A 25,806-nucleotide genomic window follows, 5' to 3' on the forward strand; every position below is an offset into this window, starting at 1 on the left:
AGCTGGCTCCCCTGTCTGGCGACAGGCAGGATCGCTAAAAAGGTCTGCAAGACCTTTTTTTACGCTCGGCCCTCCGCCTACCCGCCTACCCAGGTATCTCGTAATTTACTACCTTAGTTCACCAAAGAACACTCATGAATCTCAAATCCTGCTTGTACTTTACCCTTTTGGTATTTTCCACCTCTGTTTACGCGCAGCACGACCTGGAATCAGACATGCTGTTAACGCCATACACGGTTTATGAGGACACCTTGGTGGCAGGACTGAAGGATAAGGCAGCCCTCATTATGGAGGAAGCTATAAAGACACTGGCCTTTCCGGGAGCACAATTCATGGCGGTGAAAGAAGGGGAGGTGATCTTTCATGAAACCTATGGCTACCATACCTATGATAGTTTGGTTCCTGTGGGAAGGAAGGACCTCTATGACCTGGCGTCCGTAACTAAAATAGCAGGACCTCTCCCTGCCTTGATGAAATTGGTTGAGGAAGGAAAGATCGATCTCGATGCACCCTTCAGCAACTATTGGGAACCCTGGAAAAATAAAAAGGATAAAGCCGGGATTACTTTTCGGGAAGTGCTGGCTCACCAGGCAGGGCTCAAGCCTTATATCGCCTTTATGAATCACCTTATGACCGATGAAGGTTACAATAAGAAGTATGTCAATACGGTAGCTGATAAAAAATATACGAAGCCTGTAAACAATGAACTCTTTGTCTCAAAAAAATTCAGTAAGCGAATAGTTCGTGACATCAGCAAATCTTCGGTGAGTGATCAAAAAACGTATAAATATTCCGGTCTTTCCTTTTTGCTCTATCCTGATATGATAGAGCAGATTACAGGGATGTCTTATCGCACCTATGTGAGGAAAAACTTTTATGAACCTATTGGTGCAACCACCCTGATGTTTAATCCCAAAGGTTGGTATCCTGAGCAATTGATCGTGCCTACAGAAAAGGACACCCTGTTTCGAAAGTCTTTGGTGAAAGGTTATGTGCATGATGAGAATGCCGCCATTATGGGGGGAGTTTCCGGAAATGCAGGGCTTTTCGGAACAGCCGAGGATCTGGCCAGGCTCATGCAACTCTATTTGAATAAAGGAGTGTTTAACGGAAAACAAATACTCAGTGAAGCCGTGGTGAATGAATTTACCAGGGTGCAATTCCCGGAAAATGGGAACAGACGGGGACTCGGGTTTGATAAACCCTTGCTTGATAATGGACAATTGGATATCCAGGAGGCTTATCCGGCGCCCGGGGCAAGTGAAGCCAGCTTTGGCCATTCAGGATTTACCGGCACCTTTGTCTGGGCAGACCCTCAGGGCGAATGGATTTTTGTATTTCTCTCTAACAGGGTGTATCCTGATCGCAGCCACCGGGCGATTTATTCCCTTAAGGTTAGAGAGCGACTGATGCAGTTGTTTTATGAAACGTATCAGTCTCAATAATAGGAGGGAGATCTGCATTATTTCTCCCAACGGTCATAAGTCAGGATCTGCAATCCTTCTTCAAAGCTTTCTTTTTGACTTAATTTCCAATGAACTGTTTTAGGGGAGTTGCCGAACAGTTTGATTCCATTACCCAGGATAAAGGGATTGAGCTTTAATTTTAATTGATCGATAAGGTCGTTGTCTAAAAGCCATCCCGCGAAGGTTCCTCCGCCACACAAATAGATATCCGTATCAGAATCTCTTTTTATTTCCTCAATGCGATCAACCGAACAACTTTCAACATGAACCGCATCGGCAATATTTTCTAACTGAAGCGAGTCTGAGAAAATATAGTGTTCCATATGAGGGTAGGCGGGTTGTCCCGGTTCGAGACCGTATTGATAGCCGAATTCATAGGTTCTGCGACCCATGATCACCGTTTTAAATTCTTTTAGATCGGCCAGGTATTTTTCTACCCCCTTTCCACCTTTGGGGAAAGCGCTCACATCATCATCGGGTCCGGCGATATATCCGTCAAGAGAAGTGGCTACATAGTAAATGATTTTCGACATGATATTTGTGGTGTTTTGTTACCGGGGGAAGCTCCTTTTTTTACTGAATGATGAGAAAATTTTATTCGTTTTCGTATTCATTTAATTCATTGTTTACTAGGTTCAATCCCTTTTCAATAGTACTCTTGATATGGGGTATTTTATGCTTGTAGAAGTTTAAATTGTCCTGTGCTATTTTAATCCGGTCAAGCAACTCAGGTTTTTGTAAAAACTTTTCCGGATCTACGGGCCGACTTACGATCTTATAAGTGCCCTTAGGGGTGGGTACCTGAACTCGTTTCCATAGTTTATTATGCAGCCGTAACTTATATTCGTGATTACGGGGTTCCCTGTCTGTGCTGCTTCCAATTGTTTGTTTGTAAGGCAATAAGAATTCCTAATACCACTAAAACAATTTCGCCGAATGCATATTTAAGATACTTCCCCATACTGCCTTGTTCAATTAATGATCGCCGTATGTGACGGAAGATTTGAATCATGGTTCAATATTGGTCTTAAAGTTATTTCAATAGCGTTAGGGAATGACATCATCCTTTTGGTTAGGACAATTTGAAAAGAGGTAAGGTGCTAATAATGAGTTGGGAATCTCTAATCTATGAAAATAGAATGAATAATGCAGGGTAGATATATCTTGGGTGTATTTGAGTAAGGGCTTAGATAAGAAAATAATAAAATTAATGCTCTGGTTTTTGGGGAGGAAGAAGGTATTTAGTTACGATTTTACCCTCCATGGCGGGTTAAGACGGTTCTCACCGGCATAGTACAACACCAATTGGTTACCATCTAAATCTTTAAGGCGGGCTTCTCTCCATAACCAATTTTGATCAGTGGGCTCCTGGTCGAATGCAATGCCTTGCTTTTTTAAAAGCTCAACTCTTTCATCCAGATCGTTACACTCAAAATATACATAGATTCCTTCTCCTTCAGGAAGTTTTTCCACCCGGTGTATAGAAAAGGTAGCGTTCCCATCCGGGCATTCGAACCTTGCATAATGGGGTAGGGCATCTACAATAAGCAAAAGCCCTAATTTTTGGTAAAAGGGAACAGACCTGTTAAGGTCCAATGAGGGTATGGTGATCTGGTTTAAGTTCATATGATTGATATTGGAGTTATTTATAAATTAAGCACAACTTCTTGTATTTAAAAATAAGAATATACTTAAATAGGTGCGGTTTTAGTTTTTTTCAGGGTTTCACCCTCGGGGAATCTTGAAAACGATGCCACCGCCAAGAGCGAATTGGTAGATGGTAGAATAGCTGTTAAAACTAATCCCGGAACCTCCTGTGCCGAAATAAGCCCCGCCACCAACGGCCTGTACTACCGACATGAGGGAGGCCTGTACCCTGAAAGCCAGCCGGGGACTCAACCATAGATTAGCCCCACCACGGATCTGCCAGGCGAATTTAGTGGCAGAATCACTGATACGCTGTTCAGGATTTTTAATATTAAAGATGCCCAATCCTATTCCTCCGCTCAGGAAGGGTTCTATGGGTTTGTTGTATGAAAAATAGCGGGTGCTGTTCAACATGATGTAGTTAATACCCAGATCAAAATTGGTGAATTGTACCGATCCAAATCCGCCTCCACGATAAGAGGTTGGCGCCTTGGTATCTTGTCTGAGGTATTGTAATTCTAATGCTGTACCCTGTCCCATCAGAAATTCAACTCCGGCTCCCCACCGAAAGCCATCTTCAACCTTTCCTTCAAAATAGGAGTTATTACCGAAATAGGAACTGAACCGGTCCTGGAATACGTAATCGGCATAGGTGTTCAGACGTATTTCCTGTGCTTGTAATGAGAAGTAAAAACAGAATAGGAAAAATGAAAGTAAACGGATCTTCATAATAGTGGTATTTAATGTGATTGACTAAGATCCGGGGAATTGTTTTGAAAATCTAAGTTAATGAAAATCAATTAGTTTTTTAGGGATATGGGGGCGAGCATTAATAAAAGGTCCGGTGGACCTTTTTAGCGAATTTACCTGCCATGAAACAGACTTGCCTGGTGGCGGCAGCCAGGCTCGTCCCTTAAACTCAAACCCTTAACTAATTGATTATGAGCTACACTTAGTTGGTTTAATCCTACAAACCCAAAAGCAATAATCGATTAAATGCATAAAATGCTGATAAAAAGCAAATTAAAGTTGTTTTTATACAAGAGTTGAAATGGGGTAGCACCCTATATTTGCAGTGTTGAAATTTTGAAAAGACAGTTGATCGGGAGGTTTTTACCTCTGGTATCACTCTAAAAATATCACTTATCCTACTTGAGATAAGTCCTTGTTTCACGCCCCCCCTTGAAACAGGAGATAAGGTCTCATAATTATTAGTTGATTTTGATTATATAAATTGGTTGGTTTTACTGAAAAGGTCACGAAAAGTGGCCTTTTTTTATATGTGGAATTTTAGGTCGTTTGCCTTCTTACTGTTTAACCAAGCCTAAAAAGGAGTATTAAATAATTTATCCCGGAATATCTCACGGGCCTGGGAAGTAGGATCATTTAAAATACTGATTCTTTCTAAAATAATTGTAGGGCCTTCAATGCAGGTAATTCGTTTCATATTTCCCAAATGAATAAATATCTGATTCAGTCATCCCGATGCTACAGGAGATCATCATCAATTTTCTTTAAAACTGCCTGCACAATATGAGACAAAACCTCATTTATTTTCAAGTACACCCGGGTAACATCGGGTGATGTCACCAGATTTAAAATGGATATATAAAGAGAAAATGATCCTCTCCAGAGAACAATATCCTTTGAACTTGAATGATGAAACTGTAAAGGCTCCGTTTGTTTTAAAAATAGTGACCTTCATTTCATCAAATCCTCCTATTTTTGCAGTGTCAGAATATACAATGTTGCAATGTGCATGATTTAGGTTAAGGGTTTGATCATTGGGTTATTCTTTTAGAGGTAATACATAAGGATGAAAATTTTAATAGTTGATAATTCTGTAATTCCGGTGAACCTTTATGGCGGTACAGAAAGAGTCATTTGGGCCCTTGGAAAGGAGTTAACAGATCTTGGTCACAGCGTAACGTATTTGGTGAAAAAAGGTTCTTCCTGCGATTTCGCTTCTGTAATACCCATCGATGACGATATCCCCCTGTTAAAACAAATTCCGGCCGATACGGAGGTGGTTCATTTCAATTTCTTTCCTGAGAACCTGGAAGACCTAAATGTGCCTTACATCATAACGATGCATGGCAATGTTAACAATGAATTTGTTTTTGACAAAAACACGGTATTTGTTTCTAAAAATCATGCAGAAAGATATGGTTCGGTGTCTTATGTACATAAAGGACTGGATTGGAGCCAGTATTCAAAACCTAATGTAAACCGATATAGTAATTCTTTTCATTTTTTAGGACGGGCTGCCTGGGGTGTAAAAAATTTAAAGGGTGCTATTGATATCATCAAAAAGGTCAAACAGGAGAATTTAAATGTATTGGGCGGCAGGCGATTCAGTGAACGGGTATTTAAATTAGGGCCGACCTATATGTTTTCCAGAAAGGTGAATTTCAGAGGTATGGTTGGTGGGGTAGAAAAAGAAACCTATTTGAATCAATCACGAGGTCTTATCTTTCCTGTGTTATGGCATGAGCCCTTTGGCCTGGCCATTATTGAAAGTTTATTTTATGGTTGTCCGGTATTTGGAACGCCATATGGTTCACTGAAGGAGATCGTTATCCCCGAAGCAGGCTTTCTGAGCAATAAGAAAGATGTTATTGCAGAGGCCATAGCTAATGATTATCATTACAACCCAAGATGGTGTCATGAATATGCCGTTGAGAATTTTAATAGCAAGATAATGGCACTGCGTTACCTCGAAAAATACGATACCGTACTCAAGGGTAAAACCCTGAATGAGACCAATCCTCAGTTAAAGGTGATTCAGAAAGAGAGGTATCTGCCTTTTGATTGATTTGTGTTTTATGCTTTTTATTCAAGTATGATCGTAATTCTCCTCCCTTTTTGGGGCCTGCCTACCGGAAGGCGGGGATACCCGGAGGGCAGAGGGGGGCTTTTTTTCGGGATTATGTTTTAGGAAATACTACTCCACTACCGCGTCTGCCTTCCCGCGGATAGCAAGCAGGGACGTCTTTGTATTTGGTATTTCTGTTAAATAATACTACTCCCGACTAACAACTAACGATTCCCGAGATTTGGTGATCTACACAAACCATCCCCGTCCTGTTTACCTGCCTTGAATTGGCAGGCAAGAACAAACGCTTCCGTACAACCTTTGCGCTAGCCTTTTGTGAATTAAAATTCTCCATCTTGTATTCGGTAAATGAGTTACCTTTGCGCCTTCTAAAAAACGGAGCAAATGATCACCATAGACGGACTCGCAGTAGAATTTGGAGGAACCACCCTTTTCAGTGAGGTGGGCTTTTCCATCAATGAGAAAGACAAGATCGCCCTTATGGGTAAGAATGGGGCGGGAAAGTCCACCTTATTAAAGATTATTGCAGGGGTAAACAAGCCTACCCGCGGTCAGATCTCAGCGCCAAAAGAGGCAGTGATTGCTTATCTGCCACAGCATTTACTGACCAACGATGACGCTACTGTTTTTGAGGAAACTTCCAAGGCGTTTGCCTCCCTTTTCAAAATGAAGGAAGAGATTGATGCCCTCAATGAAGAGCTCACGGTACGCACCGATTACGAGAGCGACGATTATATGAAGCTCATAGAAAAGGTGACCGAACTTAGTGAGAAATACTATTCGATAGAAGAAGTGAACTACGAGGCAGAGGTAGAACAGGTATTGTTAGGACTTGGTTTTTTACGAGAAGATTTTACCAGGCCAACCTCTGAGTTTAGTGGTGGGTGGCGTATGCGTATCGAACTGGCCAAGATCCTGTTACAGAAACCGGACCTGATCCTGTTGGATGAGCCTACCAACCACCTGGATATGGACAGTATCCAATGGCTGGAAGACTTTTTGGTGAACCAGGCCAAGGCGGTTATGGTGATCTCTCACGACCGGGCTTTTGTAGATAATATTACCACCAGAACGATCGAGGTAACCATGGGGCGCATATACGATTACAAAGCCAAATATTCCCATTACCTGGAATTGCGCAAGGAAAGGCGGGAGCATCAGCAAAAGGCCTATGATGAACAACAAAAAATGATCGCAGAGACCAAAGCCTTCATCGAGCGTTTTAAGGGTACCTATTCGAAAACACTACAGGTGCAGTCGCGGGTTAAAATGCTGGAAAAGCTGGAATTGGTGGAAGTGGATGAGGTCGATACCTCTGCCCTGAACCTGAAATTTCCTCCTGCTCCCCGTGCCGGGAAATATCCGGTTGTTGTGGAAGAGCTCACCAAGTCATACGGCGATCACCTGGTTTTTCAGAATGCCAATATGGTGATCGAACGCGGACAAAAAATAGCATTCGTGGGAAGAAATGGCGAAGGAAAGTCTACCATGATCAAAGCCATTATGAATGAGATTGATTTTGAGGGGAATCTGGAAGTGGGTCATAATGTGAAGATCGGATATTTTGCCCAGAACCAGGCCTCCCTGCTCGATGAATCCATCACGGTTTTTGATACCATAGATCGTATTGCCGAAGGAGATATCCGCACCAGGATCAAAGACATTCTAGGGGCCTTTATGTTCGGCGGAGATAACTCCACAAAGAAAGTTAAGGTGCTTTCGGGAGGTGAAAAGACCCGATTGGCCATGATCAAACTCCTTCTGGAACCGGTCAATCTTCTTATTCTCGATGAGCCTACCAACCATCTTGATATGAAAACCAAGGATATTATTAAGGAAGCACTGAAAGATTTTGACGGTACCCTGATCCTGGTATCGCACGATCGTGATTTCTTAAGCGGATTAGTGACCAAGGTTTTCGAATTCGGTAATAAGCGTGTCAAAGAACACTTCGAAGATATCAATGGCTTCCTGGAACTTAAAAAGATGGAAAACCTCAGGGAGATCGAAAAGAAAGTAGTTTAGATTTTTGCAGCCTTGGCTTCAAATGCCTTTACCGCTGACATGGCTGTTTATTGCAAGAAAGATTCCAGCTCATTCTATAAGTTCAAATATAATCGGAATTCTCCTCCCTTTGGGGGGACCTGCCTACCGGAAGGCAGGGATGCCCGAAGGGCAAAGGGGGGCTTTTTACACTAATTCAGAGATTACCTCCTCGGTGATGTCTACCGTTTCCGTGCTGCAAGAACAAGCCCCTACAAAGGCCTCGTCTTTGCTCTTGACTCTTGGCTCAACGAAGATTACCTCCTCGCTTCGCTCTTCGGTGATCTCCGCCATTCCAGTACTGCAAGAACAAACCCTGCCGGGCACTATGTGCGCAGCGGTTTTGTGTTTTCCGGTTGTTCGCTGAAGTAAACTTCGCTCACCCCAGAAAACACAAAACCCCGCAGCATCCGCTGCGGGGTTTGTTCTTGATCGTGGAGTCGGGGAGAGTCGACCGAAGTCTGTAATCGCAATGTTTACAAGGCTTCCGGGAGGGAGTCAATTTTATGGTCCCGAATACCCACCTTTTTAACATAGTTTAACTTCTTTAAGGTGTAGTTGAAAACATTTTGAGGGGATTTACCCCCCAAATTATAATTAGTAACAGGCTCCCCGCCCTGGTCAGGGCGGGGTAGATCAGGGTGTAACCCTGAGACGGGGTGGGTTGTTGCCATGAGAATCCTTTCCGCCCATTCCATGCATGTTATTTGTAATAAAGGCCAGCGCGCCTTCTGGCCCCCCTGGCTACCGCCAGGCAGGTTCGCTAAAAAGGTCCACCGGACCTTTTCTAAACGCTTGGTCCCCCATAATCTTCCATAACTAACCTATGAAATGTTGTGGTAAAACTGTAATAAAAGGTCTTTAAGTGATGGATAACATGCAACATGCTAGTTCATCAGTAATAACAGGGGTTAAGGGGAATTATGGATAAAAGCAACGAGCTTCAGCGCGTTGCCCTCTTGCTATTCCCCTTTATTAATTTTACTAACCATTATTTAAGTATGCCTTTCAGCTTATCAAACTATAGGAGAGAAGGTATTGAATCGTAATTATAAACAGTACAATGGATAAAATCTCAATTAAAGAATTTAATCTATATCTTAGTAAGACTAAAATTATCGATACCCCTTCCTCTCCCTCCCCCAAGATTTATCTAATTAATTAGTAGCGAATTAATACTAATTCTAGGATTTAAATTTGTTTTGATGTATAGTACTGAAAAATTAAAGGCTGAATTAAATAATGAACAATTTCAAGCTGTAACGTCGACAGAGGGGTACGTGAGAGTTATTGCGGGAGCAGGCTCGGGAAAAACAAGAGCTCTTACCTCTCGATATGCATATATCATTGGTGCTTTAGGCATTAGCTCATCAAATATTCTTTGTGTCACTTTTACTAATAAGGCCGCAAGGGAGATGCGAATTCGGGTGAAAAAGCTAATAGGGGGTAATTCGGATTTAGGATATATAACCACCTATCATGGATTTTGTGTCAGAATTCTCCGGGAGGACATAAATAAAATAAGTTATCCGAAAAATTTTATCATAATGGATGTTGAGGACCAAAAAACGGTTCTTCGCGATATATACCGTGAACTGGGAATTACTTCCAAGGAATTGACCTTTAAACAAGTTTTACGGTTTATAAGTAGACAGAAAACACAATTGCATTACCTCGAGTACATCTTAGATTCTAAGAAAAATAAATCAAAAGATAAGATCGATAAAATTTTTATAAGGTACTTAGAGAAACAACAGAGAAATTTTGCCTTGGATTTTGATGATCTTATAAATTTCACTCTTTATATACTAGCTAAGTATCCAGATACACTTCTAAAATGGCAAAAGAGACTTCATTATATTTTAGTTGACGAAACTCAGGACAGTTCAGACAAGCAATTTAAATTAGTTGAATTGTTATCTAGGTTTCATAAAAACCTTTTTGTTGTTGGAGATCCAGATCAAACCATTTATGAATGGCGTGGTGCTAAACCTGAAATACTTGTAAATTTTGACAAGACCTATCCTGATAGCAAAACGATAGTAATGAATCAGAACTATCGGTCAACACCAAACATATTAAGTCTTGGAAATCACATTATAAAAAACAATAAGATACGTGTCGCAAAGGACATGTTTACCCAAAATCCGGAAGGTGTTGAAGTGATTCATTTTCATGCGCAAAATGATAATGAAGAAGGCTTATGGGTAGCAACCGAAATTAAAAAACTCGTATACGAGGATAATTGCAAATATTCAGATTTCGCAATACTATACAGAGCAAACTATATCTCTAGAAATATTGAGCAATCCTTTATCAGGGAAAACATCCCATACTCTGTCTTTGGTGGGATTAGATTTTTTGAGAGGAAGGAAATAAAAGATGTATTAGCCTATTTACGCTTAATTGAATTTGAAGATGATTTTTCTTTTTTGAGAGTTGTAAATGTTCCAAGTCGAGGTTTAGGTAAACGATTTATTCAAAATGTCGCTGAAATTGCTGAAAAGGATAATGTTTCATTGTATCAAGCATTAAAAACTAATGTTTCAAGGAAAGGATTAAATAGAAAAGGTGCAATTGAATTTATTGAATTGATTGAGAGTAAAAGAAAAATAAAAGATTCAATTTCAGTTTCGGATTTAATAAAGGAAATAATGGATGAAAGTGGTTTATCAGGCTACTATAGACTTGATGGTGACACGGACAGGTTGGAAAATGTGAAGGAGTTACAAAATTCAATAATAACTCAAGAAAATAATACTGAAGAGAATTTCACCTTAACAGAGTACCTCCAGGAAATTGCTTTGTACACCGATATGGATATTGATGATAATAGAAATGACAGGGTAAAACTAATGACCATTCATACATCCAAAGGATTAGAGTTTCCGCATGTTTTTTTATGTGGATTTACAGAGGGGATTTTACCAAGTGCAATGTCCATAAAGGAAAGAGGCAAGAAAGCTATAGAAGAAGAGCGTCGCTTGACATATGTTGCAATAACCAGAGCAGAAAAAGCCTTTTACATGACTGATTCAGAAGGATTTAATTTTAGTACTGGCTCCAATAAATATCCTTCTCGCTTTTTATTTGAAATAAGTGATAATTTTTTTGTTAGAAAAGGAAAATTAAGTCAAGATATAATAGATGAAGCAAAAAAAAAGTTTCAGTTAGAATTAAATGGGCTACCCAAGCCTAAAAGTTTTAAGCTGAAAGATTTGGTACATCACCCAATTTGGGGCTATGGAAAAGTTATAGAGATAAATTTAGATAGAGAAGAATATTTAATCGATTTTGAAAAAACCGGAAAGACCAAACCTATTAATTTCTACTTTCGAGGGCTTTCGTCGGCAAAAGACGCATTAAATCATTCTCAAATCACAAAAGAAAAAGGGAAAGAAAATTCTACATCAGTGGGTGGGATTGAGTCTTCCGATAAAAGGGTAAAGGATTTGGGCGAAAAAAGTATTGAGGTAGTACCAGATACCCAGGATTTAGTTAAGGTAAAGGATCAAAAAGAGGAGGAATATAACGAGGAACAACTTGAACGTTACAAAGAAATTTTAAGCAATTTGAATCAGAAGGCAATAGAGGATGATTGGATTCAAGATAAAAATTCACACACCGATTTATCGAAAGAAGGGAATAGTACAAAAGGTTTATCAACTGCCAAGGATTATGAAAATGACCTACCAGGAATTAAGAGTAAAACTAAAGGAAATTTCTGGTCAATTATAACAAGTATGTTTAGGTCAATCTTTTGTTAATTATTGTATTATAAACTTTTTCTTAAGACAATTTCAAAACTGTTGATACCATAATCAATACCGCGTATATTTTCGATTTCATCTCCAAAATGAATATTGAATTCACCATGATTCAACTGGATCATTTGGTTTATCCTCCATAATCCTATACCGTCACCACTTTTACCTAACTTTTTAGCTAATCGACTTGAAAACCCTTCGTTCAATATACTTTCTCTTTCTTCAATAGGGACATAAAGACTGGTCATATTCATTTTAATCGCTACGGTATCTTTATCCTCTTTAAAATCAACCGTTACTATAGAGTTGGGGAGCGTGTATTTTGTTGAATTCTCAATTAAATGGTAAAATGCTACCTGCATTGTTTCATAATCAATTTGGGTTTTTCCTTCGAACTCTCTAACATCTACATATATTTCATTATTAGAAAAATCAGAAAAAAAGGTGTGTAAAACATTTAAGAACACCTTTCTTACGGGTAGTGATTTTATTTCCAGGTCTTTTGAGTCTAATCTTTCTATTTTCTTATATATAGAGAACTCTGATTTCATATGGATGTTATTTTTAGCAATCCTTAAAAATAACATTGCCGCTTTATCGGGGTCAGATATAATTTCTCTTTTAATGAACTCTAACTGTTTTTTCCAATTACTAGATAGAGTTTCTTGCGGTACGAGATCATATATTTCCTGAATATTGTATGCGTTAATTGAGGTTAAGTTATGTATCAGGCGATTTACTTTTGTTTGTTCAGTTTTTTTGATGTTTTCTGTAATCTCATTTACTGGAAGTTCAATATCTCCCATGGCATAGGACAAGGCATCAAGCTTATTTTTGAATAGTGCGGTAGTTTTTGATTGATTACAGCAAAGAAAAATATTTGATTTCTTAGTTTGTTTGAAACCTTGCTTTCTGCGATCATTGTATACCGGACATGGATTAACACTTTTGTAAATATCATTACAATTTGCCATGCATACCCGACACTCGTCTAATAGATTCTGGGATGTAATGGATTTATATGGAACATTTATAGAAAAGTGTTTCATTTGAGAAATGAATTAAATTAAGCTTTCTATGAGAGTTATAAATTCATAAGGTTCAGCATTTTTTGCAAGACAATCATCAACTTCCCTTAACGCTTTATGAAAACGGTCACCTTTGTTTTCAGCTGAATATAAAACAATCTTCTTATCTGGATGTCTATCCTTTAAAGCTGAAGCAAGGCCAAGTCCTTGATCCTTAAACATAGAGGTGCCAACTCCGTTTATGTCTACAAAAATTATATGTGCATCTCTAACCTTATAATCATCTAAATTGGTTATATCCTTTACTCCTTTAGTATTAACCCAACCTGATCTTTTTAATATTGAAATGATCTTATAGTCGGAATACTGGTCATCAATAAACAAAATTTTAATCGCACCTTTTTCAGGTGATTTTTGTTTCTGCGGATGATTAGGTTTATCAATAGCGGAAGGGCTAATATTAATATTATTAATAATTCTATTGGCGAAATTAGGTTTAATCGATTTCTTTAAAAAAGGAAAAGTTCCAACTAAAAGTGTTGCAATAATTCCTCCAATCCACTCAATGTTTTCCAATATATATTCCATAAAGAGATAATTAGTTTTACGCTAAAGGATTACTAATATAGGAACAGTCTAAGGTTCTGTAGGTGTAATGGAATAGTGAATTATCAACAATTGTTGTGAATAATCAATAAAATTCTTACAATAAATGCTTTTAACTTCGTAACAACTATCTGCTTTTGGATAAGCTCGTTCCCTGATCCTGGAGGCGGATCGGGTGAACAAGCCATTCAAATTCTTTTCTTCGAATGGAAAAATTTCAAAACGTTGTAAACGTTTAAAAATGGAATTGTTGGGACCTGTGTAATACAATTAGAATAAATATTAGGCAGGTTTTCTGATTAATATCTCATTCTAGGTTTCTACTCAAATAAATAATAAATTTAAGAATTCAACCGGGCTTTCCATCGCTGCCGGGGACAACTATAGCATTCCCCCGCCACGAGCCTTAGCCTAATCGGTAATACCTCAAAAAATGAACTGCAAGTATCTAACGATATGTTTTATTGCCTTCCTTATAATTTCCTGTAGTCCAGAAAAAAATAAAGATTTCACAATTCTCAAAGGAAGTATTTCAGGAGGCTTAGTTGAAACGGTTTATTTAGAAAAGAAGGGATACAGCAATAAGTTCAAGAAAGTTGATTTGTCTGTATCAAATAACCAAACATTCCAGGAGAACCTGGAAATAACGAGTGGGTATTATTCACTGAAAATTGGAAATAAAAACATTAATATTTATCTGGAACCTAATTTCGATTTAACGCTACATATTGATCTTGAAAAAAATATAATCACATTCGACGGTATAGGTGAAATCGAAAATGACTACTTAAAAAAGAAGGATTCTCTGCAAAAGGAAACTTTTTACTTCGACAATTACAAGTACCATGCAAAACTATCTGAAAATCGTTTCCTTCAAATAAATGATTCTATTAGAAACTTATACATAGACTTGCTTCAAAAAAGCATTTCCAACAATAAAAAATTTGAAGAATTGGAACGAAAATCAATTCTTTTGGACAATGTCTATAATTTGATGGGATTTGAAATTAGTAAAAGATTATTGACTGAACATAAGGACTTCAAGGTATCTGGTTCATTTCCTCATCCCGAGGAAACATTGGATTTTAATGACGAGAGCTTTTTAGATATACCCTTATTCATCCCATTAATAGCAAATAATCCGTATTACTTTTTGAAAAATAAAATTAATCTGGATACATCTACAGAGAAGTTGAAATGCTTGAATTGTGATTTATACCTTGAGCATTTGAACAATTTGGAATCATTTCTCAACAATAAAAAAATAATAAATGAAACGTCATTCCTAATATCAAAATGGTGGTTAGGAAAGGCACAGAATCTTGATGGTTTTTACGAGTCTTTTAAAGCGATCAATTCAAACCAAGAATATTTAGAATTTGTCCAAAATATTTACAATAATTTGAATACTAAACGACTTGAATCTTTTCTTTCGCATGAATTTTTAAAGGACACAAAAGGGGAGCTAATTTCGCTGAATGAATTTAAGGGTAAAATTCTTTACCTGGACTTTTGGTCTTCCTCATGTGCTCCCTGCATTAGAGAGTTTACTTATCTAAACCAATTGTCGGTCAACAATCAAGGAGAGAAATTTGAAGTAATTGGCATAAATATTTGGGATACAGAGGAGCGCTGGAAAAAAACAATCCGAACTCATAATTTGAAAGGAATTCAGTTATCCTTGGCTAACGATCCAAAATTTCTTGAAAAGGTAGGTATTAGCAGTATTCCCAGATATATGGTTATAGATGATGCTGGTAACATTGTTGACTATAATGCAGAGCCACCTTCGGACTTTAATGCAAAAAAACAAATCAAAGATTTAATGAATAATCAAGAACGAGCGATAGCCAACAAGGAGTTATAAATCACAATATTCAACTTACAATATTTAGACTATTTCCTTATATTGAACTCCAAGAACAAAAATGAAGCGTCACGTTTCCAACGTGGCTCTGAGCCTCGCCAGAGGTAAAGGCCAACGCCAGGCTCAGATCCACATACCACAAGGCCTCATAGCCTGCCGTTGCTAACAATTTAAAACGTACGACCGAGAATGATAAAATGGTTAAGGAAAAAACTCGGAATTGATACAATCGACAAAAATATTGTCGAAAGCAATTCTATGACTCAAAACCAACTAATTGAGATTTATAACTCAATAGAAAATCTAAAACCAAAAAAAAAAGAAACCGAAATTATTGAGATAGCAGATAGTTTTAATTTGAAAAATGATATTTCAGATTTAGGTTTCAAGTTAAACAATAATATTTGTATCGATAAAAGTTGGTCCTTAATAACTACTCAAAACAACAAATTAAATTTTCTCTCTCAAATTGCTGGAACTTCATCTATTGGAAGTTCAGTCGCTTATACAGCAAATGGATTATATACCGCAACCGCGAATACAAGAAGTTTAATGACTTACGGAAATGGCTCGTTGAGTTCAATAACAATGAACGGTTCTCAATTCGGAAGTCACGCAGGTTTTGTTAGTGCAAATCCTACTGTTTTTACACCAATTTTAGCTGTCCAATTTGCTGCAATGCTAACTGGTCAATATTATTTTAATGGCTTAACAAAGCAATTAGAATCAATCAAAAAAGGAATTGATGAACTAATAAACATCTATCATAATGAAAGATTGGCAAAATTGAGATATATAAACACTAAAATAAACGAATTAAACAATCGGAATTTTTTCACTACCGAAGATTATGTTACCGTCGATAGATTAAAATATGACTTGTCAATTATTCGATTTGAATACTTACTGTCTGCTCAAAAAGAAATCATAAACACTTTTGAGAGGAAAAAAGGAGATGAAAAAAAGGAAGAAATAATTGACACAATATCAGAAGATAGTTCTAAGCTTGAGAGAAGGCTTATTACAACCAAAAGGGAAGTCAAAATAATGTCATCCCGTTTATCTAACTTAATAAAAGGAGTTGATGATAAAATAAAGCCATTGACTGAAAACTCCCTTAAAGAAATCAATCAGATTGTAAGAAAAATTAATGATAGCAAGTTCTTTAAGTATTCGGAAATTGCCTTGAAATCCGAACAATTATACCAGCTTATTAAAATTATAGAACTAAAAATAAATCTATCTAATAAAAAGCCAAGCCCTAACAGGATTGGTAAAATTGAAGAGATATATAATTCCATTATAGAGTTTAATTTTGAAGATAGTATTTATGACGAAATGGATCAGCTTAAATCTGATTTAAAAGATCATATATTAACTCAAATTATAACTCATCGAAATAATAGTAAATTAACAAGAAGTGAGATTGACAAAAGATCCTCAGTAATATTAGAAGAATTCTCTATTCTTGAAGAGAACTTGAGAGATAAGGAATTAATATTTGAAAACTTAGAAAATATAAGAAATGAATTTGAAAAACCACTTCAAATTCTAATTGATAATAGAACAAATCCAACAAAAATATATACAAAACTCTAGCCAACTTCGGCTATACCCAAGCGCTATCATTCTTACAAGTAGCGACCATATTACTTATCTTCAAATTCAGAACAAACTAAATGCTACGTGACTCGCTGTCCTGGCCTCGGCCAATAGAAAAGGCCCAAAGGTCGGCCAGGCCAGCCAACCACACTGGGGATAACCCGACCGTTAGCTGCAATAATGAAAACTCAAATGACATATACCCTAAACTTATTTTCAGATAACATCAAATCAATACTTACGATTTATGAAGACTCAAATAAGATTAGAGAAGAAAAAAGAGATCAGTCTTGGGAAAAGATAATGGAGCAATCAAAATTCAGTCAAGAAGAATTTGATGAATTTAATCTTTATGACTTCCATTTTGAATGGATTTTATTGCACTCACTATTTATTTCTTCCTACTCCTATTTTGAAAATTTCATGCTTTCATGTGCAAAACAGATTCAGAAAAAATTAAACTCCAAGATTGAAATTAAAGATATAAAAGGCAATGGAGATATAGACTCTTACCGGAAGTACTTGAACCTTATTGGCGAAATTGAATTTGCAGATCCGACAAACGAGGGCTGGAAAAAATTAATGGAATTCAAAGCTATTAGAAATTCAATCATTCATAAGTACGGTGAGATTAATCAAAATCTTTCAATCATTCGGGAGCATAATATTTATTTTGGACCAAGTCAAAAAATGATTCGAATAAACAATAAAAGCTTTCTCGAAGATTTCAGTCAGTCATCAATTGAATATATGTCGAATCTAACAAAAGAAATAAATAAGAAATATTACTGCAGCTAACAACAATGGTGTATAAACCATAAATGAAACTTCCTTCAGCTCGTTTAAAGGCCCTCAAACCAGTACGTGTAAACGAGCTATTTTTATCACATTACTTTATTAGGCAGTTCCCAAACAACCCAAACATGAAAGCACCTTAAAAGTACTGCTCTCAACCATGGCATATAAACCATTACGATCTCATTCTGAAATTCCTTGTTCTATTAACTTTTCAAGAATGCAAACCTTAAATTTAGATTTTTGAATATGACTTATTTGATTTCAGGATTAACTCAGGTTTTTTGACGAACCTGACGGGGTAAGTTTATAGGTCAAAAATTTAAACTGGAAGAAATTTTTGGCTCGTTCCCTGATCCTGGAGACGGATCTGGTGAACGAGCCATTCAAATTTTTAGCTTCGAATGAAAAGACGTAAAAACGTTGTAAACGTTTAAAAACGGATATTTAATTTTCTTTTCAAGGTGTAGCGAAGTTTAACTACTCACCTGATTCTCTTTGGTCTTCTTAACCAACTTTGATTTCAAAACACCCATATCCTCGCTGATCTTCCGGTCTAATACCTGGGCATAGATCTGGGTGGTTCTCAGATCCCGGTGTCCGAGCATTTTACTCACCGTTTCAATAGGTACTCCATTGGTTAGGGTTACCGTGGTGGCAAAAGTATGCCTGGCCAGGTGGGTGGTGAGTCGTTTTTTAATACCGCATAGATCGGCGATCTCTTTTAAATAGGCGTTGGCTTTCTGGTTGGTGAGTACAGGGATCAGACAGTTCCCATTTTCCACCTCAGGATGGTCTTGGTACTTATCCATGATGCTGAGGGCAGGAGGGAGGAGGGGGATCCTGCTTTTGGATTCCGTCTTGGTTCGATTGATCCGAATCCAGAGATCTCCATCGATTCCGGTAACTACATGATCCCGGGTAAGCTTTTTGATGTCGGCATAGGCAAGGCCGGTATAACAACAAAACACAAACATATCCCGCACCTGGGCAATCCTGGGGATGGTTATCTCTTTATTGATCAAGGCATCGAGTTCACTTTGGGTAAGGTATTCTCTTTCTTTCCATTGGTAGGAGATCTTATAACCGTAAAACGGATCTTTGGTGATCCATTCATTGGCTACCGCGATCCGAATGATCTTTTTGAAGTTGTTCACATACTTCATGCTGGTATTGTGGTTACAGTTGCGCCGGGTCTTTAAGAAGTATTCAAAGCGTTGAATAAAAGCCCGGTCTACTTCATTCACAGGCATATCCTGCCAGCCGTATTCCTCCTCTATGAATTGGGATAAATGGTCTTTGGTCGTATTGTACCGTATCACGGTGGCAGGTGCATAGCCCTTACCTGAAAGCTTCTTTAATTGCTCATTGTGTTCCCTGAAGATCTCCAGGATCATCTTTGAAGGCTTTGCTCTGTTCTGCACCATCTTGCGAAGTTGGTGGATGGTAAAGGGCTTGCCGTTATCCTGAAGCTGCTGGAAGTATTTGTTGGTCTGGTAAATAAGCTGTTCCAGGTGGGCGTTGATCTGCAGGTTTTCCTTCTGGGTTCCTGTTACCCGTTCATTCCTGCTGCTCCATAGATTAGGGTTCACCTTTCTTTGGGTGCTGATTTCGATACGTTGTCCGTTCAGCGTTATTCGCTGATAAATGCGACATTTCCCTTGTTTGTCCAGCTTGTTTTTGCGGATAATGAAGCGGATGGAATAGGTGTTTTTCATACCCTTAAATTTAAGGTGCCAAAATTGGTCACCAGAATTCCTATTTAAGGTACAAAAACTCTGGAAATCAAATGTTAAAGAAAATCGTGACAGCCCCTATGAATACAGGTGGTTTGAAAAAGCTGGTGACCAAATTTCAAGTTTTAAAAATTGGTCCCGAATTACCCCCTTTTTAACAGTATTTAAAGGGTTTTAATTGAATGTAAGAAAAATAAAAAACCCCGTAAACACTGGTGGTTTAAGGGGTTTTGGTGAATTTTAAAGTCCACCCAGTGGAGTCGGGGAGATTCGAACTCCCGTCCAAACAAGCAATTAAAATGCTTTCTACATGCTTAGTTACCGTTTGGTTTTCGACGCAAGGCTGACCGGAAACTGCCTACCTTACGCTTAGCTTCTTAAGATTTAAGATCGTGACGAAGCTACACGACCTCTATGTTGACTTTTATGGTGCCTCAAAACGGGACGCCATCAACAAGGGCTTCCCAGAGACATCTCGCCTCCCCGCCTTGCGGGGACGTGGCCGAAATCCTACTATAAATTCAGATTAGGCAGCAAGAGCGTAGTTATTCTCGCCATTTAAAAAGGTTGAAATATGAGATTTAAGAGCTGTATCCCAGCGCTCTGCATGCTTACACTCCAATTAGACTCGCTGTCAAAACCAGTCGACCCCAATATTTTTCAAAGAACCTCCCTTTTCTCTTTCGGGAAAAGCAGGATAGCAAAACTACAATTTTTTCTGATACTGCTACCTACTCTGTTAATACAAAAGTTATACCACTCTTTGCGCATTCGTGTTTCCTGGGTTTTACCGAAATTTTGTCACCTTGGGGCGTCTTATCTTTTCCGATGTTATCCATATTATAAAAGCCACCCCGGTTTTCTGTACGACCCCTCGACTGGCAAATGATGAGGTGGGCAATATTTACCATATTGCGTAATTCGCAAAGCGCAGTGCTCACCTTTGATTCCCGGTAGAGCGATTCCACCTCCTCGTAAATGTTTTCCAGGTTTTTTCCTGCCAGTTCCAGTCGCTTGTCACTTCTTACGATGCCTACATAATCGCGCATGAGGGCCTGTAACTTTTTACGGTTGTGTTCAATGACCACGTGCTCCTTTGGTACTTCGGTGCCCTTATCATTCCAATCTGGAATAGCATGGGATAATCCGGGGTTAACCGGAATAAGCTCGCTGTGGCTTTTAAAAATATTATGCGCATAGACCAGGGCTTCCAGCAGGGAGTTGGAGGCCAGTCGGTTAGCTCCATGTAGTCCCGTTCTGCTGCATTCACCGCAGGCATAGAGGTTGCCTACCGTTGTTCTCCCTTCGGTATCAACTTCGATACCTCCGCAGAGGTAATGCGATGCCGGCAATACAGGTATCCAATCCCTGGCGGGGTCAATGTGCCGATGAATGCATTCTGAGTAGATATTCGGGAAGTGACTTCGAAAATCATCTTCAGGAAGGTGGGTGCAGTCGAGGTAAACGCATTCTTCTCCACTTTTCTTAAGTTCCCTGTCGATCCCCATAGACACAATATCCCGGGAGGCAAGTTCGCCCCGTTCGTCGTAATTGAACATAAACCGTTCTCCCTTACGGTTACGCAACCGTGCGCCGTAGCCGCGAACAGCTTCAGAGATCAGGAATGATTTGCCGTCTTTACGTTCGTAGAAAACCGTAGGGTGAAACTGCACAAATTCCATATCTGTGACTCTCGCTTTTGCCCGGTAGGCCATGGCGATGCCATCTCCGGTAGCTACACAGGGGTTGGTGGTATGCCCATAAACCCTGCCAATACCTCCGGTGGCCAACAGGGTAGTGACGGCCAATATGGTAATGATACTGTCGCTCTGTTGATCCAGTACATAAGCTCCGTAGCAATGTATAGATTCCGGGAGGCAGTTCATGAAATGGTGTTCAGTGATCAGGTCAATGGCAAAATGATGATCGAGCAAGGATATATTAGAAAGTTGCTTCACCCTGTTTAGTAGTGATCTTTCTATTTCATACCCGGTAATATCCTTATGATGAACGATCCTGTTCTCAGAGTGTCCGCCCTCCCGTCCGAGTTCAAGTTTTCCCCGAGGATTACGGTCAAAACGGGTACCCCATGTAATAAGCTCCTCAAGGCGAGGCGGACCTTCCTTAACTACCATTTCTACAACATTCCGGTTACAAATACCATCGCCGGCCTTCAGGGTATCTTCTACATGATTGTTAAAAGAATCCCGGTCATTATTCAAAACCACTGCTACTCCTCCCTGGGCATACCTGGTATTGCTTTCTTCTTTTTCACCCTTGGTAATAATCGTGATACTTCGTTCCGGGAACCTTTCAGCCATTTTGATGGCATAGGTAAGTCCCGCTATACCCGAACCAATGACGAGATGATCTGTTTTCATGTTTGTCTGGTTTAAGATAATTCGAGCATTCGCTCAATAGGTTGCAGGGCACGTTCCTGAAGGGCTTTATCAAGAACGATCTCAGGGGTCTCATCCTGCAGACAGGCATGGAGTTTTTGGAGGGTATTTAATTTCATGTATGCACATTCACTACAGGCACAGCTGTTATTTTCGCTAACAGGAAGCGGAATGAGTTGGGTGCCGGGCACCTCTTTTCGGAGCTGATGGAGGATACCTGCCTCTGTACCTACCAGGTACTTCTTTTCGGGCTGGTCTTTTATGTATTTGATCATGCCGGCTGTAGATCCGATGTATGCTGCGGTAGCCAGAATATGAGATTCCGATTCGGGATGGGCGATGATCACGGCATCGGGATGAAGCTCCCTGAGTCGGTTGAGCTTTTCTAAACTAAAGGCTTCATGAACCATACAACTCCCGTCCCAGAGTTTCATATCACGACCGGTTTTGGAAATAATATACTTGCCAAGATTTCGGTCGGGGGCAAAGATAATGGGCTGGTCTTCCGGGATCGAATTTACGACGGTTATGGCATTAGAGGAGGTGCACACCACATCGCTCAGGGCTTTGATCCCTGCAGAACAATTTACATAGGTAATTACGGTATGATCGGGATGTTGTTTTATAAAGGTTTCAAAATCATCCGGATGGCAGGAATCGGCCAACGAACAACCCGCATTCAAATCAGGGAGCACCACTTTTTTGTCAGGGTTGAGTATCTTGGCTGTTTCTGCCATGAAGTGCACCCCGGCAAAAACGATCATATCTGCGGTGGTTTCTGCAGCCACCCTCGAAAGTCCGAGGCTGTCTCCCACATAGTCGGCAAGATCCTGTATTTCCGGTATCTGGTAGTAGTGAGCCAGGATGACCGCATTCTTTTCTTGTTTTAACCGGGATATTTCTTTCGCTAGATCCATTTTCAATAGTGTTTTTATCCATAACCCCGTTAAGCTAGCAGGGTATTATAACTGTTTTCAGCGAGCTAATGTACTGGGCAAAACCTTCTTATTCAGTGATAAATATCACTTAATCCTTAAATGGATAATCCCTTTTATGCAAATAGTACTTCCGTTTGTGTATTCTTTCGGAAGCGGTTATTTTAGCCGGAAAAGAAAGAACATGATCACCTTCGGAATAATTAAAGAACGCAAGAATCCGCCCGACAGAAGGGTAGTCTTTTCTCCAGAAGCCTGCCAAAGTGTCCTGAATAAATTCCCTGAAGCTCAGATCGTTGTGGAACCTTCAGATATCCGGGTCTATGCTGATCAGGCTTATCGTGATGCCGGCCTGGTGGTTAGCGACGATCTGACTGTTGCCGATGTATTGCTCGGAGTGAAGGAAGTACCTATAGATGCGTTGATTCCGAATAAGAAATACTTCTTCTTTTCTCATACTATTAAGAAGCAGCCTTATAACCGCGAGTTATTAAGGGCGGTACTCGAAAAGAATATTGAACTCTATGATCATGAGGTGATCACCAATCAAAAAGGGCAGCGGCTGGTTGCCTTTGGACGTTATGCCGGACTGGTGGGTGCTTATAACGGTATACGAACCTATGGATTAAAATTTGGTCTTTTCGATCTGCCTAAGGCAGAAACCCTTCCGGACCTTAAGGGAATGATCGCCACTTTGAAAACGGTTGAACTACCTCCTGTAAAGATCCTTCTGACCGGAAAAGGGCGAGTTGGCGGCGGGGCCAAGGAGATCCTCGATGCTATGCGAATTCGTGAGGTGTCTGTAGAGGAGTATCTTCATGAAGAGAATGCGCACCCGGTTTATTGCCAACTTGATGTGCTTGATTACAACAGGCACGCTCAAGGTGAAGACCATTCGGTGCATCATTTCTATTTTCATCCGGAAGAATACGAGTCGGATTTTATGAAATTTGCCCGGGTTACCGATATGTTCATAGCAGGACACTATTATGGAGATGGATCTCCCTATCTCTTTACCAGGGAAGATGCCCGTTCAGATGACTTTAAGATCAGGGTAGTGGCCGATATCAGCTGTGATATTGATGGCCCTGTTGCTACCACCATAAGACCTTCTACCATTGAAGATCCGATCTATGGTTATGATGCCGGGTCTGAAAAAGAGGTTGATTTCAAGGCTTCAGATGCCATAGCGGTTATGGCTGTAGATAACCTGCCATGTGAGCTGCCTGCCGATGCCAGTGTAGGATTTGGTGAAAGCTTCCTGCAATACGTGATCCCGGCCTTTTTCGATGATGATGCCGAGGGCATCCTGGAACGTGCCAGGATGACTAAAGACGGGAAACTCACCGAACGATACAGCTATTTGCAGGACTACGTTGACGGTACTGATCAGGTATAGTGTTCCAGAAGTTCTTCCACGGCCTGTGGAGGGGTCATTAGAATACCGTCAGACCTCAGGGTGCTGAAATCTTTCATAAGCGTTTCTTTCATGGATTTTTTATCCTCATTTTTAAGGGGCAAAATTTGTTTGTAGAACTCAAGAGCTCGCAATTCATTGCCGGAGAGGAGGTAGTAATGCGCCAAATTGCATTTTGCTTCGGAAGACAGGTCACTTTTTAGTTGTCGCATTTCTCTCAAGAGGGCTGCGGCCTTTTTAGTTTTTCCTAACCTGAGGTAATACCACGCCTGTTCGCTCAAAGCATCGGAAAACGATTCCATGCCCCTGTAGTGACCGGGAAACTTCATGACGTGACCGCGCAGGATCTTCAGGATCTTTTCCTGGTAGGCGATCTTTTCTCCGGGAAGTATGGTAGAATTGACTTCTTGCCTTAAAGGCATCATCTCCCTGCTTATTTTTAGATAATGCAACCCTGATACATCCTCATTTCTGAAACGGCCATTGTAATAGTCAAGGTCATTGAGTATGTTTTGAACGGCCGGATGGTTTACGGGAAGTTCTTTAGCTATTTTATCTGTCATTCCCAATAAAGCCAGGGCCTTACTTTTAAATTCCTTTTTAAGGGTAAATTCCCAGCGAGAATGATAGAGTTCAACAAGATTCATGAGGCTTGCGGCCAGATCGGCATTAAAAGCATGAGGCTCTTTATCAGCGAGACCTCTTCTAAGGGTTATCGCTTTTCTGAAATAATCCTCTGCCTTATCAGGGTCATTTTCCATAAACAACACCCCCATATTATGGAGACTGGTAGCCAGGTAATGCTCATAATGTTCAGGTTCCTTTTTACTCAGGTGAGTGTATACCTTCAGGGCTTTATCACCATAATACATCGCTTCTTCGGTAGATTGATGCTCTGCATAAAGATTGCTGAGGTTGGTGAGTGTTGACCCTATCCATGGAAGAAACCCCTGTGACTTTGATTCGAGGGTTTCGTAGTGTTCCAGCGTTCTTTTAAAATAATCTTCCGACTGTTTGAAGGACTCCATTTGCCGGTAGGTGACCCCTAAATTATTCAAAAGGCTCCCTATGATCATGGCAATATCTGCTTCTTTTCCGGAGTAGATCTGCTGATAAATATCCAAAGCCTTTTTGTAATGATTCCGGGCATCAAAGAGCAGCAGCTTCTCGCTGTAGAGTTGCCCCAGTTGATCATGAGCCCTGGCCTTGGCTTCGAAGACCTGCCCTGTTTCTACTCGATTAAAATACACAAGACACTCCTTCAGGTATTTCTTGGTATAATATTCATCTTTTAAGTGGGTGAAAAGTTGACTTAATTGGTAGTTTACCCCGGCAATTCGAAGCGCATTTTCCATTTCATTCTCACGATACAGTTTATCGGCTTCCCTGAAGCTCGAAATAGCTTCCTGGATGGCGGTGCTTTTTAACAGCAATCCGAGATTGTTGTAAAGGGCAGCCAGGGTATTACTGTCTGAGCGGTCACCCTCACTTTGATCCTTTATAATGGTACGCAGTAAGGCAACAGCCTCCTCCATCCTGTTCGTTTTTCGATAGAGTTCAACAAGATAGTTTTGCAGGGTAAAGCGTTCGGCATGATCGCGGGTTGTTTCCAGCGCCTTTTCTACATTTTCAATAAACATTGAGGGTTCCATAATCATTCGT

The 25,806-nt window shown here is 39.7% G+C and carries 17 protein-coding genes and 1 other RNA gene; 8 read left to right on the forward strand and 10 right to left on the reverse strand.

From position 1 onward, the window contains the following. Positions 1-134: 134 nt before the first annotated feature. Positions 135-1,445: a serine hydrolase domain-containing protein gene (locus tag E7Z59_RS10635; RefSeq protein WP_136336337.1), complete on the forward strand. Its 1,311-nt coding sequence runs from the start codon at positions 135-137 to the stop codon at positions 1,443-1,445. A gap of 17 nt (positions 1,446-1,462) precedes the next feature. Here the strand turns inward: E7Z59_RS10635 and E7Z59_RS10640 are convergent, their stop codons facing one another. The 3 genes from E7Z59_RS10640 to E7Z59_RS10650 all read right to left on the reverse strand — a co-directional run bounded on the left by E7Z59_RS10640 (position 1,463) and on the right by E7Z59_RS10650 (position 3,842). Then, a complete protein-coding gene (locus tag E7Z59_RS10640) occupies positions 1,463-1,999 on the reverse strand; it encodes a dihydrofolate reductase family protein (protein WP_136336338.1) in 537 nt (178 codons plus the stop codon). 712 nt (positions 2,000-2,711) lie between these two features. Beyond that, positions 2,712-3,092 carry a VOC family protein gene (locus E7Z59_RS10645; protein ID WP_136336339.1) on the reverse strand — a complete coding sequence of 127 codons (381 nt, stop codon included), beginning with the start codon at positions 3,090-3,092 and terminating at the stop codon, positions 2,712-2,714. Between the two features lie 99 nt (positions 3,093-3,191). Beyond that, positions 3,192-3,842, reverse strand: a complete 651-nt coding sequence (locus tag E7Z59_RS10650; RefSeq protein WP_136336340.1) for a porin family protein — start codon at positions 3,840-3,842, stop codon at positions 3,192-3,194. Between the two features lie 1,087 nt (positions 3,843-4,929). On the opposite strand from E7Z59_RS10650, the gene E7Z59_RS10655 reads away from it, so the two are divergent. The 3 genes from E7Z59_RS10655 to E7Z59_RS10665 all read left to right on the forward strand — a co-directional run bounded on the left by E7Z59_RS10655 (position 4,930) and on the right by E7Z59_RS10665 (position 11,759). Beyond that, positions 4,930-5,928: a glycosyltransferase gene (locus E7Z59_RS10655; protein ID WP_136336341.1), complete on the forward strand. Its 999-nt coding sequence runs from the start codon at positions 4,930-4,932 to the stop codon at positions 5,926-5,928. A 405-nt stretch (positions 5,929-6,333) separates the two neighbouring features. Then, positions 6,334-7,974: an ABC-F family ATP-binding cassette domain-containing protein gene (locus E7Z59_RS10660; protein ID WP_136336342.1), complete on the forward strand. Its 1,641-nt coding sequence runs from the start codon at positions 6,334-6,336 to the stop codon at positions 7,972-7,974. A gap of 1,223 nt (positions 7,975-9,197) precedes the next feature. Beyond that, entirely contained in the window at positions 9,198-11,759 is a 2,562-nt protein-coding gene (locus E7Z59_RS10665; RefSeq protein WP_136336343.1) for an ATP-dependent helicase, read from the forward strand. Positions 11,760-11,767: 8 nt separating this feature from the next. Here E7Z59_RS10665 and E7Z59_RS10670 read toward each other — a convergent pair whose 3' ends face one another. Together E7Z59_RS10670 and E7Z59_RS10675 are read right to left on the reverse strand one after the other, a co-directional pair. After that, on the reverse strand, positions 11,768-12,808 hold the full coding sequence (locus E7Z59_RS10670; protein ID WP_136336344.1) for a histidine kinase: 1,041 nt from the start codon (positions 12,806-12,808) through the stop codon (positions 11,768-11,770). Between the two features lie 12 nt (positions 12,809-12,820). Further along, positions 12,821-13,375 carry a DNA-binding transcriptional response regulator gene (locus tag E7Z59_RS10675; protein WP_136336345.1) on the reverse strand — a complete coding sequence of 185 codons (555 nt, stop codon included), beginning with the start codon at positions 13,373-13,375 and terminating at the stop codon, positions 12,821-12,823. Positions 13,376-13,826: 451 nt separating this feature from the next. Here E7Z59_RS10675 and E7Z59_RS10680 point away from each other — a divergent pair, with 451 nt between their 5' ends. The 3 genes from E7Z59_RS10680 to E7Z59_RS10690 all read left to right on the forward strand — a co-directional run bounded on the left by E7Z59_RS10680 (position 13,827) and on the right by E7Z59_RS10690 (position 17,660). Continuing rightward, positions 13,827-15,260 carry a TlpA family protein disulfide reductase gene (locus E7Z59_RS10680; RefSeq protein ID WP_136336346.1) on the forward strand — a complete coding sequence of 478 codons (1,434 nt, stop codon included), beginning with the start codon at positions 13,827-13,829 and terminating at the stop codon, positions 15,258-15,260. Positions 15,261-15,449: 189 nt separating this feature from the next. Further along, the gene (locus tag E7Z59_RS10685) at positions 15,450-16,859 is read left to right on the forward strand and encodes a V-type ATP synthase subunit I domain-containing protein (protein WP_136336347.1); all 1,410 of its coding nucleotides are present in this window, start codon (positions 15,450-15,452) and stop codon (positions 16,857-16,859) included. A 195-nt stretch (positions 16,860-17,054) separates the two neighbouring features. After that, complete coding sequence (locus E7Z59_RS10690; protein ID WP_136336348.1) at positions 17,055-17,660, forward strand: hypothetical protein; 606 nt, start codon at positions 17,055-17,057, stop codon at positions 17,658-17,660. Positions 17,661-18,133: 473 nt separating this feature from the next. Here E7Z59_RS10690 and E7Z59_RS10695 read toward each other — a convergent pair whose 3' ends face one another. From E7Z59_RS10695 to nadA, 4 genes are all read right to left on the reverse strand, one after another. Beyond that, the gene (locus tag E7Z59_RS10695; protein ID WP_136336349.1) at positions 18,134-19,375 is read right to left on the reverse strand and encodes a site-specific integrase; all 1,242 of its coding nucleotides are present in this window, start codon (positions 19,373-19,375) and stop codon (positions 18,134-18,136) included. 270 nt (positions 19,376-19,645) lie between these two features. Beyond that, positions 19,646-20,045, reverse strand: a transfer-messenger RNA (tmRNA) gene (ssrA, locus tag E7Z59_RS10700). A 79-nt stretch (positions 20,046-20,124) separates the two neighbouring features. Continuing rightward, a complete protein-coding gene (gene nadB, locus E7Z59_RS10705) occupies positions 20,125-21,774 on the reverse strand; it encodes an L-aspartate oxidase (RefSeq protein ID WP_136336350.1) in 1,650 nt (549 codons plus the stop codon). A gap of 11 nt (positions 21,775-21,785) precedes the next feature. Next, positions 21,786-22,709: a quinolinate synthase NadA gene (gene nadA / locus E7Z59_RS10710; protein WP_136336351.1), complete on the reverse strand. Its 924-nt coding sequence runs from the start codon at positions 22,707-22,709 to the stop codon at positions 21,786-21,788. A gap of 205 nt (positions 22,710-22,914) precedes the next feature. Here nadA and E7Z59_RS10715 point away from each other — a divergent pair, with 205 nt between their 5' ends. Then, positions 22,915-24,126, forward strand: coding sequence for an NAD(P)-dependent oxidoreductase (locus tag E7Z59_RS10715; protein WP_136336900.1), 1,212 nt, complete (start codon positions 22,915-22,917; stop codon positions 24,124-24,126). On the opposite strand, the gene E7Z59_RS10720 is transcribed toward E7Z59_RS10715, so the two are convergent. Next, positions 24,117-25,796: a tetratricopeptide repeat protein gene (locus E7Z59_RS10720; RefSeq protein WP_168731290.1), complete on the reverse strand. Its 1,680-nt coding sequence runs from the start codon at positions 25,794-25,796 to the stop codon at positions 24,117-24,119. The genes E7Z59_RS10715 and E7Z59_RS10720 overlap by 10 nt on opposite strands. Positions 25,797-25,806: the final 10 nt, after the last annotated feature.

It is taken from the genome of Robertkochia marina (assembly GCF_004799345.1).
GTDB classification, from domain to species: Bacteria; Bacteroidota; Bacteroidia; order Flavobacteriales; family Flavobacteriaceae; genus Robertkochia; species Robertkochia marina.

What these genes read in the sequence shown, in the direction of transcription:
- E7Z59_RS10635 (WP_136336337.1), top strand. Translation starts at nt 135, where the DNA reads ATGAATCTCAAATCCTGCTTGTACTTTACCCTTTTGGTATTTTCCACC.
- E7Z59_RS10640 (WP_136336338.1), bottom strand. Translation starts at nt 1,999, where the DNA reads ATGTCGAAAATCATTTACTATGTAGCCACTTCTCTTGACGGATATATC.
- E7Z59_RS10645 (WP_136336339.1), bottom strand. Translation starts at nt 3,092, where the DNA reads ATGAACTTAAACCAGATCACCATACCCTCATTGGACCTTAACAGGTCT.
- E7Z59_RS10650 (WP_136336340.1), bottom strand. Translation starts at nt 3,842, where the DNA reads ATGAAGATCCGTTTACTTTCATTTTTCCTATTCTGTTTTTACTTCTCA.
- E7Z59_RS10655 (WP_136336341.1), top strand. Translation starts at nt 4,930, where the DNA reads ATGAAAATTTTAATAGTTGATAATTCTGTAATTCCGGTGAACCTTTAT.
- E7Z59_RS10660 (WP_136336342.1), top strand. Translation starts at nt 6,334, where the DNA reads ATGATCACCATAGACGGACTCGCAGTAGAATTTGGAGGAACCACCCTT.
- E7Z59_RS10665 (WP_136336343.1), top strand. Translation starts at nt 9,198, where the DNA reads ATGTATAGTACTGAAAAATTAAAGGCTGAATTAAATAATGAACAATTT.
- E7Z59_RS10670 (WP_136336344.1), bottom strand. Translation starts at nt 12,808, where the DNA reads ATGAAACACTTTTCTATAAATGTTCCATATAAATCCATTACATCCCAG.
- E7Z59_RS10675 (WP_136336345.1), bottom strand. Translation starts at nt 13,375, where the DNA reads ATGGAATATATATTGGAAAACATTGAGTGGATTGGAGGAATTATTGCA.
- E7Z59_RS10680 (WP_136336346.1), top strand. Translation starts at nt 13,827, where the DNA reads ATGAACTGCAAGTATCTAACGATATGTTTTATTGCCTTCCTTATAATT.
- E7Z59_RS10685 (WP_136336347.1), top strand. Translation starts at nt 15,450, where the DNA reads ATGATAAAATGGTTAAGGAAAAAACTCGGAATTGATACAATCGACAAA.
- E7Z59_RS10690 (WP_136336348.1), top strand. Translation starts at nt 17,055, where the DNA reads ATGACATATACCCTAAACTTATTTTCAGATAACATCAAATCAATACTT.
- E7Z59_RS10695 (WP_136336349.1), bottom strand. Translation starts at nt 19,375, where the DNA reads ATGAAAAACACCTATTCCATCCGCTTCATTATCCGCAAAAACAAGCTG.
- nadB (WP_136336350.1), bottom strand. Translation starts at nt 21,774, where the DNA reads ATGAAAACAGATCATCTCGTCATTGGTTCGGGTATAGCGGGACTTACC.
- nadA (WP_136336351.1), bottom strand. Translation starts at nt 22,709, where the DNA reads ATGGATCTAGCGAAAGAAATATCCCGGTTAAAACAAGAAAAGAATGCG.
- E7Z59_RS10720 (WP_168731290.1), bottom strand. Translation starts at nt 25,796, where the DNA reads ATGGAACCCTCAATGTTTATTGAAAATGTAGAAAAGGCGCTGGAAACA.